The 14,378-nt window shown below is 35.8% G+C and carries 12 protein-coding genes; 9 read left to right on the top strand and 3 right to left on the bottom strand.

The features are described from left to right. Positions 1-105 precede the first annotated feature (105 nt). From DCS95_RS11320 to DCS95_RS11300, 6 genes are all read left to right on the top strand, one after another. Positions 106-528 carry a hypothetical protein gene (locus DCS95_RS11320; RefSeq protein WP_116770872.1) on the top strand — a complete coding sequence of 141 codons (423 nt, stop codon included), beginning with the start codon at positions 106-108 and terminating at the stop codon, positions 526-528. A 198-nt stretch (positions 529-726) separates the two neighbouring features. Next, positions 727-1,476, top strand: coding sequence for an arylamine N-acetyltransferase family protein (locus DCS95_RS11315; protein WP_116770871.1), 750 nt, complete (start codon positions 727-729; stop codon positions 1,474-1,476). A gap of 85 nt (positions 1,477-1,561) precedes the next feature. Beyond that, positions 1,562-2,026 carry a RidA family protein gene (locus tag DCS95_RS11310; RefSeq protein ID WP_116770870.1) on the top strand — a complete coding sequence of 155 codons (465 nt, stop codon included), beginning with the start codon at positions 1,562-1,564 and terminating at the stop codon, positions 2,024-2,026. A gap of 136 nt (positions 2,027-2,162) precedes the next feature. Beyond that, positions 2,163-2,519 carry a hypothetical protein gene (locus tag DCS95_RS11305; RefSeq protein ID WP_208630760.1) on the top strand — a complete coding sequence of 119 codons (357 nt, stop codon included), beginning with the start codon at positions 2,163-2,165 and terminating at the stop codon, positions 2,517-2,519. Next, the gene (locus DCS95_RS20420) at positions 2,500-2,694 is read left to right on the top strand and encodes a hypothetical protein (protein WP_208630759.1); all 195 of its coding nucleotides are present in this window, start codon (positions 2,500-2,502) and stop codon (positions 2,692-2,694) included. Before DCS95_RS11305 ends, DCS95_RS20420 begins: the two co-directional genes overlap by 20 nt. Before the next feature lie 65 nt (positions 2,695-2,759). Continuing rightward, positions 2,760-3,389, top strand: a complete 630-nt coding sequence (locus DCS95_RS11300; RefSeq protein WP_116770952.1) for a chloramphenicol acetyltransferase — start codon at positions 2,760-2,762, stop codon at positions 3,387-3,389. 28 nt (positions 3,390-3,417) lie between these two features. Here DCS95_RS11300 and DCS95_RS11295 read toward each other — a convergent pair whose 3' ends face one another. Beyond that, on the bottom strand, positions 3,418-5,643 hold the full coding sequence (locus tag DCS95_RS11295; protein ID WP_116770869.1) for an FUSC family protein: 2,226 nt from the start codon (positions 5,641-5,643) through the stop codon (positions 3,418-3,420). Positions 5,644-5,878: 235 nt separating this feature from the next. On the opposite strand from DCS95_RS11295, the gene DCS95_RS11290 reads away from it, so the two are divergent. The 3 genes from DCS95_RS11290 to DCS95_RS11280 are packed head-to-tail and all read left to right on the top strand — an operon-like array spanning position 5,879 to position 11,745. Continuing rightward, a complete protein-coding gene (locus DCS95_RS11290) occupies positions 5,879-8,968 on the top strand; it encodes a hypothetical protein (protein ID WP_116770868.1) in 3,090 nt (1,029 codons plus the stop codon). Position 8,969: 1 nt separating this feature from the next. Beyond that, positions 8,970-10,217 (top strand): hypothetical protein, encoded by a 1,248-nt coding sequence (locus tag DCS95_RS11285; RefSeq protein WP_116770867.1) that lies wholly within the window; start codon positions 8,970-8,972, stop codon positions 10,215-10,217. Then, on the top strand, positions 10,198-11,745 hold the full coding sequence (locus tag DCS95_RS11280; protein WP_116770866.1) for a cellulase family glycosylhydrolase: 1,548 nt from the start codon (positions 10,198-10,200) through the stop codon (positions 11,743-11,745). The genes DCS95_RS11285 and DCS95_RS11280 overlap by 20 nt, the downstream gene beginning before the upstream one ends. 62 nt (positions 11,746-11,807) lie before the next feature. Here DCS95_RS11280 and DCS95_RS11275 read toward each other — a convergent pair whose 3' ends face one another. Together DCS95_RS11275 and DCS95_RS11270 are read right to left on the bottom strand one after the other, a co-directional pair. Continuing rightward, the gene (locus DCS95_RS11275) at positions 11,808-13,037 is read right to left on the bottom strand and encodes a glycosyltransferase (RefSeq protein WP_116770865.1); all 1,230 of its coding nucleotides are present in this window, start codon (positions 13,035-13,037) and stop codon (positions 11,808-11,810) included. 55 nt (positions 13,038-13,092) lie between these two features. Then, a complete protein-coding gene (locus DCS95_RS11270; RefSeq protein ID WP_116770864.1) occupies positions 13,093-14,361 on the bottom strand; it encodes an oligosaccharide flippase family protein in 1,269 nt (422 codons plus the stop codon). Positions 14,362-14,378 lie beyond the last annotated feature (17 nt).

Below are 14,378 nucleotides of genomic sequence, written 5' to 3'. Positions count from 1 at the left end.
AATCCTTACAGATTTTTCATTCATTTTGTATTTATTAAATTAGGTGCTTAAACATCGTAACCAACCTTATACGAACTTGTTGACAATAACATAAATTAATCACAGATGGAAACGAAAAAAATACAATTTGACAATATGAATAATTGGATTTGGATTGTTATTCTAATCCTTTCATTAATTTTTATTTTGATAGGGAGTTTTGAGTTAATTGAATTTGAAAACCCGAAATTGAACAAAAGTATAAGTGCAATCGGCTTTTTCCTTCAGGTGATTTACTTCAGTAAAATGTTTTGGTATAAAAACTATGTTCAATGGAATAAAAAAGGAGTTGTTGTCCGTATTAATTCATTTATGGGAAAAACATTAAGATTTGATGAAATCAAAAAGACGGAACTGATAGAAAAAAAGTTGATTATAACGAAAGAAAACGGAACTACAGTTACGTTTGATTTGAATAAAATTGCAAAATCTGACCAACAGAAACTGAATGAAATAATAGTGAAAAATACTATTGCTAACACCGTTTAACATATTTGCGATTTATTGCTTAATTAATGCTCGCATATTTGCGAAGTCTAATTTTCTTTAGGAAACAATACTTGTATAGATAAATACAAATGAACAAAGTAATTTATATTTCAGATGTGCACTGTTGGGTTGAAAATGGAACAATCCCAATTTCAGTACGAAATAAATTGAATAAGTTCATAACATCGATAGAATAGTATGGATGTACAAGCTTATTTAAATAGAATTGATTTTAAAGACACTATCGCACTACATAAAAATGTTCTTTTTAAACTTCAAAGAAAATATCTTTTAAATGTTCCATTCGAAAATTTAGACATACATTATAACAGAAAAATAAAGCTATCGGTACCAGACATTTATCAAAAAATAGTAAAGGAAAGACGTGGAGGATTTTGTTACGAACTCAACGGACTTTTTCACAGTCTATTAAAACAAATTGGCTTTGATGCAAAATTAATATCAGCTAGAGTACATATAAAAGACGATGACTATAGTCCTGAATATGACCATTTGGCAATAATCGTGAATTTGGAAAACAAACAGTTTTTAGTTGATGTAGGTTTTGGAAAATTTTCTTTAGAACCTTTAAAATTAGAAATGAATCAAACCATCTCCGATAGCTTTGGAAAGTTTCAATTTGATAAATTCAACAAAGAGTATTACCGAATAAATGAAGTAAAGGACACTAATGTATTACCCCAATACATATTTAAAAACGAAGAGCGCAAACTTTCTGAATTCAGCAAAAGATGCGAATTTCATCAGACTAGTGAACATTCCCATTTCACGAAGAAAAAACTAATCTCAATAGCAAAAACTAACGGAAGAATAACTCTGAATAATTCGCAATTAAAAATTACTCACCTTGAAAATGAAGAAGAAATCAACTTTGATGAGCGTGAGTTTGAATCTAAATTGAAGCACTATTTTGATATAGAAATCTAAAAAGGTAATGGTCAAAAAAAGGTGATTTACCACCAAGAACCCAGTAGTATTATTGAAAAAATAAGACAAAACAAAAGTGTCAATTATGACCCCAAAAGAAAACTTGAAAAATTTAGGGCTGCAACTCCCAAAGGTATCAACACCCGGTGGCAGTTATGTTTCAGTAAATGTGCGAGAAAATATTGCTTACATCGCAATTCAATTCCCAATATTGAACCAAAACTATCTTTATCAAGGTAGATTAGGAAAAGAAATCACTACGGAACAAGGGTATAAAGCAATGGAATTATGTGCCTTAAATGTTTTGGCTCAAATAGACCATAAAATAGGTTTTGAAAATATTGTAGGACTTAACCACATTGATGCTTATTTTCAATCAGGACCGGATTGGGACGACTCGCCCATTGTTGTCAACGGAGCATCAGATCTGTTCGTTAAGGTATTAGAGGAAAAAGGCAAACATTCAAGAGCAATTTTTGGGGTTGAAAAATTACCAAGAAATTTTAGTGTAGGGTTAACGGCATCATTTACCATCAAGAAAAAGACATAGTAACATAACCTATTTTCCGTAAGCACTTAAATGCCAAAAGGTCTATTTCACTTAATATTTTTATTTTTTAAAAATCACCATATTATATTAATAGCAAACCTGAATAATGACTAGAACAGGTTATTAAATTCTATAAATGAATACAACGCCTTTAACAAAACTCAAATTTTTTCTAATACTATTATTGGTTATTGGTTGTGCAGAAAAGAAGCCTAAAAATAAAACTGGTGAATGTAAAGATAAGCCAGTAACAAAAGCATATACGGGTACTGCAAGTGTAAGCCAGGGCATACCCACTACAATAGCAGAAGATTTGTATTTATGTGATCGTGGCAGAAAAACAGATGTTGGTGAAATTACTTCTAGTGATGGTAAAAATGGACCGCAGCTGCAAAAACCAATTATACGAATGAAAGTTCTCCGTATACCACAGATTTATATAACTCATGCATTGGCAGATTCCAGATGGTTGGATGCAAACCGATTTCGATGACTCCAATTGGCAAGATGCATCAATATACACCAATGAAACCATAGGTGTAGCCAACAAACCTTCTTACACCAATTTCACTACACTATTTGATGACCCTGGCAACGATGGTAAATTTATTTGGACAACCAATGTTATTCTAGATAATGAAGTGCTTGTAAGATATACTGTAAAATAACTTTTTGATTACGCCCATAACCAATATCTTGTAAGCTAAAATTCAATTTGAACGAAAATTAAATGATGCGTAAAGAACTAAATATTGATGAATGGTCTAGAAAAGAACACTTTGAGTTTTTTTCAAAGTTCAGTGAGCCTTTCTTTGGAATTACGGCAAAAATAGATTGTTCGTTAGCTTACAAAAAGTCTAAAGAAAACGGGTATTCTTTCTTTATGTACTACTTACATAAATCTTTAAAAGCCGCAAACAGTATATCGGCATTTAGGTATCGCATAGATAATGGCAAAGTTTATGAATATGAGGTCGTAAATGCATCGCCCACCATAGATCGTGCTAACGGTACTTTTGGTTTCTCTTATTTAGATTATAACGAAGATTTTAAAACATTTTGTGACCTTGCGGCACCCAGAATAGAAGAGGTAAAAAACTCCAACAGCCTTATGCCCGCCTTATCAGGAGAAAACGTAATTCATTTCTCGTCTTTGCCATGGATCGATTTTACATCGTTATCCCATGCAAGAAATTATGATTTTCCCGATAGTTGCCCTAAAATTAGTTTTGGTAAAATGACCACGGTAGATGGTAAACAACAGATGTCCGTTTCCGTTCATGTACACCATGGTTTGGCAGATGGCTTACATGTTGGTCAGTTTTATGAAAAACTACAAGAGCTTATGGACCATGATGATTAGTTAAAAAACTTGGACACTAAGATATCATCTATAAAGTAGAAGTCAATTTCATCATATTGGCACTCAATGAATATAACCAACGTAGCTGCTCCCAAATCAGTTGTTCTTCTTGATGATTTCTTTTGAATTCATGAGTGTCGTTCGAACTTAGGTTTACATGCTCAGATTGAAATTTGGGCAGTTGCTTTTGAAATGATATCACCTCATCTAAATTCATTTTCTCGTTATTTTTAGAAACTGCAGAAAGCATTTTCAAAACGGACGAAAGGTTCTCATTAATTTTAGAAGTGATGTCATTAAATCGCTCAGAAGCTTCTGTAGTGGTATGGTGCTGAATATAAATACTCAATGAAGCCAAAGCCGATAAGAAATTATGGTTAAGCTCTACCAACTCATAGATCTTGTTTAAATTTTTCTGTTTTGAATGCGGCTCTTGCGTCATTCTTTGAAATGCAGAACTAAGGTTTGAAGTCTCTAAAAAAGCACTTTTACGTGCCAGACGATAGCTCGTTGGCACAGTACCTTTATGAACATAAAAATCTGAAATCTCCTTTAGGTATGTACTATTGGCAGCTACACTTTTAGCTACATCTTTACGTATTTCCTGAAAACTCCAGCTGGGCCATAAAAATAAAAATCCCAAATATGAAAGTGCCGCACCTAATAGCGTATCTAAAATACGATATTGTATAACCGTCATTACATCTGGTTGAAGTATTCCGTAAATAAAAACGATACTTAACGTTACATATATAGCCGATAACTTATAGTTCTTTTGAAGCATCGATAAGGCAATAACAAACGAGATCAAAGCCAAAGTTGCATACACATATACATCTTGTACTAAAAATACAATAACGGTTGCTATGAGTCCGCCAATAATGGTTCCCACAGTTCTATCTTTTGATCGTGTTTTCGTTAAACCATAATTGGGTCTCATTATTAAGATAATGGTCAGTAAAATCCAATATGCGTTCTGAAAAGCGAATAGGTTACCCAATACAAAACCGATCATTAGCGTAATGGACATACGCAGAGAATGCCTAAAAATGGTTGACCTAAAACTTAGGTTTCTTAACAGGATACGCGGACTATAATCTTGTGAAATTAAGAAACGTTTTAAAATTTCTTTATCTATAAATTCTTCCGATGCCACATCATGGTCACTCAATAACCACTTGATCCTTTTAATCTTATCAAACTGTTTTTCTTGATATTCAAGAAAGTTCTGAAACATGATAAATGCTTCATAAGACTTAGCATCTTTCACTTTGCCCAATTCCTGAATCTTTAATGCCAAGTCATCAAAACGACCCTTAAGATGGTTATGCTTGGGTATTTTTTTTGGTTTGTTACCTATGGCCGCAATCATTTGTAACTGCTCAGCCATTTCAAAAATAAGATTTTGAAACAGTGCAGTAAACTCCGGATGCGCTTGAAACTGCTTATCCATCTTGGTATAATTTACAGGATTTGCACCAGCGGTTTCCAACATTTCTATCAGTTGGGCCAAAACCAAAACACGTTTGCCATTATACACCGATCTACCAGAATTTTTACGGGAAAGAATAAGAATTTCACGAAGGGTATCATGTTGCTCGGTTAATTCGCTTTGCATCAAGAACAGACTTTTTAAAAGCTTTTTTCTGTTCGAGAGCTCACTGATCAACTTGCCCCGTTTTTTCATTAACTTACCCGTTCTACTAATAGTTTCGTACAGAATCTCTTCGGTTTGCCCTTTCGGATTTATTTTAAACCACAACAGCGACAAAGCCAAATACCACATTCCGCCAAGGCCAACCAACAACGAATATTCGTAAATTTTTAACTGATCGGGTGTATGTGCAAAACTTATGACCAAGGCCAACAGACCCGAAAAACTAATTAGCGAAGCTCTAAAACCGTAAGAAGAGATCATGGATATCGCAAAACTGACCACACCCAAAATAACCAATGACAGCCATGGGGAAAAGTGCAAATACCCTCCAATAAAACTTACGACCATAACCAAGGCAGCAGAGAATAAAATGCCATATACTTTGTGCTTTAGGCTACCGTGAACATCACTAGGATTACACCAAAATGCACCAAAACAAATAGCTACGCCGATTTCAGCATATCCCGTAGAAATACCAATGGCCAAAGGAGTAACCACGGCAATTACCGTTAATACAGATTTGGTAAAGTTGGTACTCCCCAAAAATTGAGTTAGCGATTTGATCGTATCTAAAATATAAACTTGAATTTTGCTCAATACCTACAGAATAAAGTACAAAGATAGACTTTGAAAAATAGTTTTGTACGCTTATCAACTTTATGAAATAAGTATCTTATGCAATGGTAATTGTATTTCAATTTTCTATAAACACTCGCTCACACAAAAAAGCCTGTAGGTATTATATTACTAATATTTTAAAATTTCCCTTTCTATTGTAATCATCAACTCATATATTTAATACTTTTAATAGATTTTGATGCTTACTTAAACCTTGGAAAAAAAAACCAATACCCTCTTAATATTAGCTTTAATCGTAGGGCTAGCTTTTCATGGTTCTGCCATTTTCTTTACACTAGAGTCTACCTACGATGCATTGATACATCTATTTTTTGCGGATCATTATGCCAATAGTTGGTTTGATCCTTGGGAATATAGATGGTACACCGGTTTTACGGTACAATCTTATCCTCCTTTAGTGCACCAACTCATTGGAATCCTTTCTTATATTGGCGGACTCAAATTCGGTATGTATGCGGTGGCATTAATCGCTATAGTACTCTTTATTACCGGCGCCTACAGGTATACCCTGCTTATGACAGGAAGCCGTAGAATTGCTGGTTATGGTGCCGTTATGGCCGTATTTTCTTCAACATTTGTAGAAACACTGCACATTTTCGGGCAACTGCCCAGCGTTTCGGCCTTATCGATCTTACTACATGCCATGACCGAAATTTACCTTTGGATCAAGACAGGTAAAACACGGTATTTTATAACATCTGCTACCATGTTGGCAGTAACGGTAACATCGCATCATGTTACCCCTCTTTTTGGTATGGTATTCTTTATAGCCCCACTAATGGGCATGGCGGTTATGGATGCGGCTAGGGAAAAAGTCAATTCCTATAAAGCCCTAACATTTAAAGTATTTTGGGGTACAACTTTACAGCATTTTTGGCGCATAGCAAAATTCGGCGGCACTGCTATATTTTTACTTGTATTCTGTATTTTTCCTTACTGGTACAATTCCAAAAGAAACCCCATTACACAAGTCGCCATACCACATGGATCTAGAGATAATTTCTTGGAGGTAACTTCATCTGGACTGGTGTTTTTTATTATTCCTTGGGGTGTATTTCTATTTATACTCCCCTATTTCTTTTACAGATATTTTAGTAAACGATATGTTTTCTTCGGTTTATCGTTCGCCTTACTGACCATATTGGGAACTGGTGGAACTACACCGATACCATTGATGATGCTTGGTGAAACTGCCTTCAATATTCTTACGCTAGATAGGTTTACCTTATGGGCGACTATTATGGCATTGCCCATTTTTGCCGAATTCGCATACCGCATGGTAGAAGGCGACCTAAAAGTGCTAATACAGTCTAAGTTTGGTGGAGTTTACCATAGGGTCTTAGGTGGTCTCATTGCCGGGGGCATGTTGTTTATGGTACTTTTCACCATGACCTTGGGGTACTTTAGGCCTTCACAACCCGCAAAAATAAAAATGCTGCCCATAGTAAACTTTTTAGGCGCAGATTCCCATGATTCTTGGCGCTACCTTCCGCTTGGTTTTGGGGATCAAATGGCATGGTTATCCGCCCAAAGCGGTGCAATGACCGTAGATGGCAACTACCATTCCGCAAGGCGATTGCCCGAATTGACTACTAGGGCCATTGAAAGAATAGAGAACTCTAAATTTAGAGGTGTAGAAGGTATAGGGTCATTACAACAGTTTTTGACCGTACCAGAGAAATACAACTTAAAGTATATATTCTCCAATGATAAATTCTATGATCCTATACTATACTACTGTGGTTGGCAGCGTTTGCAACAATTAGAGAATGGTATTATGGTATGGGAAAAACTTAATGTGGCACCCATACCGCAAATTATGCCCAAGCAAGACGTGCCCACTATCATGAAGATTATGTGGGGTATCATTCCGCTAACAACCGTTCTTATCGCAATTTTTGTAAACATCCAAATGATATGGGTAAGGCTGTTAAAGTCTAAGAAAATGCCGGAACATTCTTTTATGAAATTAGAATTACCGTACAATAGATTCCCTCCTAAACTATTGACTTTTTCTCATTGGTGGGCTTTGTTAGTATTGATTTGCTTAGGATATGGTATGTATATATTTTACGTCAAAAACGTTGCTCAATTATCGCCCAACAACGTAGTGGAATCCTATTATGATGCTTTGGATTTTAAAGAATTCTCAACAGCTCATTCTTATTTAGATCCAGAGGATAATATTGATATTGCACAGTACATGTTAGAGGTTTCGGTAACCGATGGTATTTTAAGTTCTTATGCAAAACTAGACTCCCTTGGCATTGAAATCTATGACGAAACTGAAAATAGCGCCAAAGCAAAAGTAGCGACCAGATGGATCACTCCATTGGAAAATGTCTTTAACAATGACTATCACGAACTCGTAAAACGTAAAAACAAGTGGTACATTAAATCTGAGAAGGTTGACAATGACATACCGCCAGATCAATTATTTACTGCGAACGGTACCACTTATTACAATCACGGTCGACGAAAAATAACAACGCAGGAAACCTATCATGAAGATGTTCTAAAACAACCGGTACTGGAAATTTTGTCAGCAAAACTGGTGAAGTACAAAGGGCAATACAGCGTAATAGGCGAACTACAAAATGTTGATAATACACCTGCCGATGTGGTTATCAACGCAACCTTGTACAATGATGACAACAAAGAGCTGGCAAATTACAATGCAAAGCACCAGATCAAACACAAGTTGATGCCCAAAGAAACTACTACGTTCAAAATAAATTTTGAAGGTATAGCCTGGTCATCTACCAAAGACACCTTACCCCCAACTTTTGATCCAGACCAATTTACACCGGTAAGTTTTGAAGAGCAACCTACCAAGTTTAATTTGCAATCTGCCGGTAACACCGCAAATACCGATTTATACAAACATGTTGCTCTACAAGACTTGAAATATACCGAACAAGGTTTTGATGGGGTTTTATTCAATTCGGGAGTACAAGAGGTGACCATACCGCAATTGATTATATCTTATTACGATGAAAATAGCGAACTGTTATGGGTGGATCATAAATTTATAACCGAAGGTGTACGTATACAGCGTAAGCAATTCTTTAATTACAAACCGTTAGAGTTAGATAGTTTAGAAGTCATAAACAGTAGTCTAGAAAATGTTTTTGTAAACGGCTTACCCAACAAAGCGGTTGCTGACAAAATTTTTCCGAATAGAAAAATAATACATGGTAAACAGCAAACCCAACCTTTTAATGGCAAAGGATTTGAGTATCTAAAGTTTGAGATTAACAGTTATATAGGTAATCCAAAATAGTATGCGCATTAGAATAGTATTCATTTTAAGTCTTATACTAATAGGTTGTTCCGATAAACAAGAAGAACAACCTAGCAAAGTAGTATACCCTAAAGTTGACCTCGTTTCCAATATTACCAATAGTATAGCGGGCGAAGCTATATCATTGACCTTTAAAGCCGATACAGACATCAACAATATTAAATTACAGATAAAAAATGCCTTTGGTAGTGTGCTATTGTCGCCCGATGTATCGAAAAAAGAGGATATTGTATTCCAAATTCCGAAAAACTATACAAGAGTTGCCGGTCCGTGTAGATGGAAACTTTTAGTAGATGGCCATACACTACAAAAAGGTACATTCGATATTGCAACAAATGCCCCGAAAGCAACATATATAGAATCTTATTTTGGGCCCCGCAGTGTTACCGCTGGAAACAACGATTTCTCTATGCTAACCATTGCCCCCACCGACGCGTATGACAATCCGTTAGATGATGGTACACCCGTTACGGTCAAATATCAATTTCAAGATAACATTGATGAGCTACAAATTGAGACAGAAAGCTTTTTTGCTTTTTATAATGTAAGATCAACATTAAAGTCGGGAAGAATATTGGTAACCGCCGAGTGCAACGGAACATCGTCAAAAGAACTTGCTACCATAGTTTACCCAGATAACGCGGTCAATTTTTCAATAAGCAGTTCAAGTGCCCACAACTATGCTGACGGCAACCAGATCATAACTTTTAAATCTGACGTTATCAAAGATCAATACGGCAACATTGTAACCAATGGCACCTTGGTAACCTTTGTAATAAAGAATGATCAAGATGCCTATCTATATACCATTGGCACCACAATAAACGGCGTAGCAGAAGCAAAAACATTACATCCGGATAAGGCGGCAACGTGGGAAATACAAGCCTTTGTAACCGGGGCAGCCGAAAGCAATACGGACAACTTTACTTTTAAAGCCGCTATAAAAGATTATCCTGTTCATTTCTCTAAAGGCAATAGAAATATTGATGTAGGTCCGTTTGAAAGTTTCATGAAACAGTTAATACCAGATGGCTTGCTTTTAAAGCTAGATATCTATGATATGAACGGTGCTTTTGTTACCTCAAAGAAAACCACTACCAAAAACGGAGTGTGTAATATTTATTTGGGAGAATATTTCTTAGCAGCGGGCAAGTATAAACTTAAGATCAGCGCTGCTGGTATAACCAAAGAATTCATAAAAGATATAGATGGCGATACAGTTGAATAAAACGTTGTACAGAACAGTACTTATACTCACCTTTTTAGCTATTAATGGGCTAATTCTCTATGGTATTGGGGCGGCTTGGGCATTTATGAATACCGGTGCTGATAAAACATCTATGCTACATTTAGAAGTGCCTATGGAAGATGTCTACAAACCAAATATGGATTGGGTTAGTTTAGACAACCCAGGTAGGCCTATGGAAGATCAAGCCTTGGCCGAGATAACCAATGATTATATGAATGCCTGGCATGTAAGAAACATAGCTTATAAAAAAAATGACCGCTACGGTATTGAAGATTTCTACACCGATAGTGCCAGAGCTAGACTTTACGATATTATCGACATCAACAAAAAAAACAATCATTGGTACAAGCGCACTACCCTAAACCATAATTCTGCCTTAGATTTTTATACTGCCGATGGTACAATGGTTGTATTTAAAGATTACAATGTTGAAGAATATCAAGAGATTTATGAAGGAGAGACCTTAGTGATGACCGAAAGAGACACCACCAGTTACCAAGTAATGATGCTTTTAGAAGATGGTTTTTGGCGCATAAGGCATTTAAAAGAAATTCCTTCTCCTCCAGATACACTTCCCGAAGAACCTAGAAACATAAATATCCAACTGAAGAAAGTTGAACAGATAAAAGGAATAAATTATTACCCCAAAGATTCTCCTTGGGATACGTTTGGCAAGAAATTTAACGACTCAATTATTAAGCAAGATTTTAAGATCATACAAGATATGGGGCTCAATACCATTCGTATATTTATCCAATATGAAGATTTTGGTAAGAACAAGGTAGACCAAAAGAAGCTCAACTTTTTAAAAACACTTTTAGACAGTGCAGAAGCCTATCAGTTAGACGTGCTAATAACTTTATTTGATTTCTATGGAGATTATGATGTCTCTAATTGGACATTGACACATAGACATGCCCAACAAATAGTAAATGCCGTTAAAGACCACCCCGCATTATTGGGTTGGGATATCAAAAACGAACCGGACCTAGACTTTGGTGCCCGCGGGCGATTACGCGTATTGAGCTGGTTAGAACAAATGATCGCCAACATTAAAAAATGGGATAAAAACCACCCGGTTACCATAGGTTGGTCTACTCCCGAAGCCGGCATAGAACTAGCCAACAAGGTAGATTTTGTATCCTTCCATTACTATAAGGATGTTGAAGATTTTAAAACCACCTATGAAACGTTAAGTACTGCAGTGCCCAACAAACCTAAACTACTTCAAGAATATGGAATTTCATCTTATAAGGGAGCATGGAATTTTTATAGAGGAGCAGACCAAGAAGGGCAAAAAGAGTACTATAGCGAAATACAGCAAATATTAAGGGAGAACAAGGTACCGTATATGTTCTGGACCTTGTACGATTTTGAAAAGGTACCAAGTGCAGTGGCAGGAAGCTTACCTTGGAAAACAAAAAAACAGCACTATTTTGGCTGCTTAGATACATTAGGAAACAAAAAACCTTCCTATTCCGAACTCGTCGTAAAAAAGAAGGAGTAACATATTTTATTATTAAAAAGGGCTGGTGACTAATCAGCCCTTAAACACTAACCATATCGATTCTAATGAACCAATTTCTTCTCCATAGTCGATATATCAATATTAAAACCAGACGCTTTAGATTTCTGAATGGCCTTAAAGTAATCTATATACATTTGTGTAATGGCCGACATTGGTAGCGAACATGCCGCTCTATAATTTTGTTTGGCCAATTGAATTCTATATGAATCATCTGAAATAATTTTTTCAATGGCATTTGCCAAAGATGACGTATCGCGGGCGTCAAAAAACTCACCAACATACCCCTCTTCTTTAACAAGAACGCTTAAATCACCTAAATCAGGTAAGGCAACGGCATTACCATAACTACCGGCTTGGTGTAAAACTCCCGAGCTACCTGTGGTTGATGTATAAGGAAAAACGGTAACGGCACTATCTCCAAATATTTTAGGCACATCTTCTTCTGCCACATAACCTGTAAACCTAATTTGAGGTACATGACTATATTTTTGTTTCATTTCATCTAGATAACCAGGGGTATTAGGGCTATCAGTACCTGCGATAACAATTTCAATATCGGCATTGCTTCTTGATCTGATCTCCTCAACGGCCTCTATTAGAATCTCTACTTTTTTATAGGTACCAAACTTACCAAAGGCCATAACTTGTTTTGGTCCTTCAGGAAGTTTAAAATCTGGTTCCGGTGGGGTTTCAAAAGCACCATGAGGTATTAGAGCTACATTCTTAACCTTATATTTCTGTTCTAAGGTTGTCACGTATTTACTTATGGTCACCGCAAGAATATCTGAAGCTAAAACAAAATTGGTTAACGTTGTTCCTATAAAATTGTAAATACTTTGTAATACTTTATTTTTAGTAAAACCGGCATTTTCCAAATCTACCTGTTCAAGTATATTGTGCAATAAAGATATTGTTGGTATTCCTTTAGATTTACAAATAAATGGTAGCATAAGCCCCAAAGCCGCAGGTATTTTTTTATCTCCGAACTTTAAAAACTGTAGATTAAAAAGAACGGCATCCGGTTTCGTTTGAGAGATAGTCTTACTAATGCTAAAAATATTCCCGTAGTTATTAAAGCTCCAACATTCTTTAACCGTTATTTTACAACCTTCACCTTCAAAATTCAAATCTTTCGGTTCATTGGTACGATCGGTAATCAATATCAGTTCCGTTACTTCTTCTTGAAGCCTAAAGTGCTTCACCAAATAATAACCATATTCTGTTAAGGTTACTTTACTAGGCGGATATGCGGTTACAATTGCTAATTTCATTTGTGGTTAATTTTAATAAACTAGGTTATATAAAGTGACGTAGGCGATAAACTCCTTACGATTTTTGTTGTTCTTTTATAATTTTAGAATCGGTTTTATTCTTAATAATGAAGAATAATAGTTGGGCAACCAGTAGAATTACCATTGCAATGATCTGCATGTGTACAACAGTTTCAAGAGCATCATGATAAAGCATGATCAATGCCACTTGAGAAAAGCCTAACAATCCAGATAATATTACCGGTGAGTACTGATTGAGGGATAAAAAATAGTATGCAAAAATATTGGACACGGCAAATAATGAAGTTGCCAAAGCATATTTCCAAAGTAAAGGAGCAATGCTTAAATAAGCATCACCGAACATTAACGTAATAATCAAGTTGGGCAACAGATAACAAACCGCCACTATAAATGCTGATAATGTTCCAATAAAAAATACGTACTTAAAAAGTACCGGTGCGGTAGGCTCGCCATCTTTTTGTTTTTGAATAACCGTTGGCATCAGTAACATTACAAACATCCAAGCTACAAAATACACTACCCTACCGATCAAAGCCAATGATGAATATAGACCAGCCTGCTTATCATCAAAATAATGTTTCACCAATAAGATGTCACTATTATTAATTATGATTTGCGTAAGTTCATACCCTGCGGTCAAGCCAATAAAAATCCATACTTGTTTTAAATCTACCGTAGACAATCTTTCTTTCGAAAACACCTTGACTCCCTTAAAATCTGAAGGAAACAGTCCGAAAACAAAAGAAAGGGAAATACCTGTGGCAATTAAAATACCAGGTTCAAAAGGCAGCAATAAAAGAAGCGCGAACGTTAGTAACAATCTACTCCACATTTCTGTTTGGTAGGTAGCAGCCAATTTGCTAAAATCATGTCCTCCTTGAAATCGACCCCTATTTACGCTCATAACAAAGTACAAGGGTATGGCAACGGCAAAAATCATGAACATATAATGATTTTGTGTATTGAAAAGCGTTTGAAGGTTTTTTGAAAAAATGAGTACTAAAATACCCGTAAACACACCAAATACAAGAGCGTATCTATACATGGTATTCTTGAAAGTCACCCAGGTTTGATCAGAAAACAGTACTGCGAACTTGGTGGTAGCCAATTGAAAAGTCATACCAACAAAAGACAATACCAAGAGTAATGTCACCAACAAAGCAGCATCTGCAAAAGCCTCGGGACCTAACAATCTACCCAATAATAAATTATATAGGTAATTACCGCCATTTACAAGCAAAGCGCTAACCATAAACAATTGTTTAGGGGAAATTCGCTTTAGTGCTAACTTTATTGTTGACATAAGATAAAGGTGGTTTA

This window comes from Maribacter litoralis (assembly GCF_003075045.1).
GTDB lineage: Bacteria > Bacteroidota > Bacteroidia > Flavobacteriales > Flavobacteriaceae > Maribacter > Maribacter litoralis.
Note: the sequence above shows the minus strand (reverse complement) of the source record. Positions and strands in the feature narration are given on the sequence as shown.

Excerpts from the sequence above, each read along its gene's own strand:
- DCS95_RS11320 (WP_116770872.1), top strand. The coding sequence starts at position 106 with ATGGAAACGAAAAAAATACAATTTGACAATATGAATAATTGGATTTGG.
- DCS95_RS11315 (WP_116770871.1), top strand. The coding sequence starts at position 727 with ATGGATGTACAAGCTTATTTAAATAGAATTGATTTTAAAGACACTATC.
- DCS95_RS11310 (WP_116770870.1), top strand. The coding sequence starts at position 1,562 with ATGACCCCAAAAGAAAACTTGAAAAATTTAGGGCTGCAACTCCCAAAG.
- DCS95_RS11305 (WP_208630760.1), top strand. The coding sequence starts at position 2,163 with ATGAATACAACGCCTTTAACAAAACTCAAATTTTTTCTAATACTATTA.
- DCS95_RS20420 (WP_208630759.1), top strand. The coding sequence starts at position 2,500 with ATGCAAACCGATTTCGATGACTCCAATTGGCAAGATGCATCAATATAC.
- DCS95_RS11300 (WP_116770952.1), top strand. The coding sequence starts at position 2,760 with ATGCGTAAAGAACTAAATATTGATGAATGGTCTAGAAAAGAACACTTT.
- DCS95_RS11285 (WP_116770867.1), top strand. The coding sequence starts at position 8,970 with ATGCGCATTAGAATAGTATTCATTTTAAGTCTTATACTAATAGGTTGT.
- DCS95_RS11280 (WP_116770866.1), top strand. The coding sequence starts at position 10,198 with ATGGCGATACAGTTGAATAAAACGTTGTACAGAACAGTACTTATACTC.
- DCS95_RS11275 (WP_116770865.1), bottom strand. The coding sequence starts at position 13,037 with ATGAAATTAGCAATTGTAACCGCATATCCGCCTAGTAAAGTAACCTTA.
- DCS95_RS11270 (WP_116770864.1), bottom strand. The coding sequence starts at position 14,361 with ATGTCAACAATAAAGTTAGCACTAAAGCGAATTTCCCCTAAACAATTG.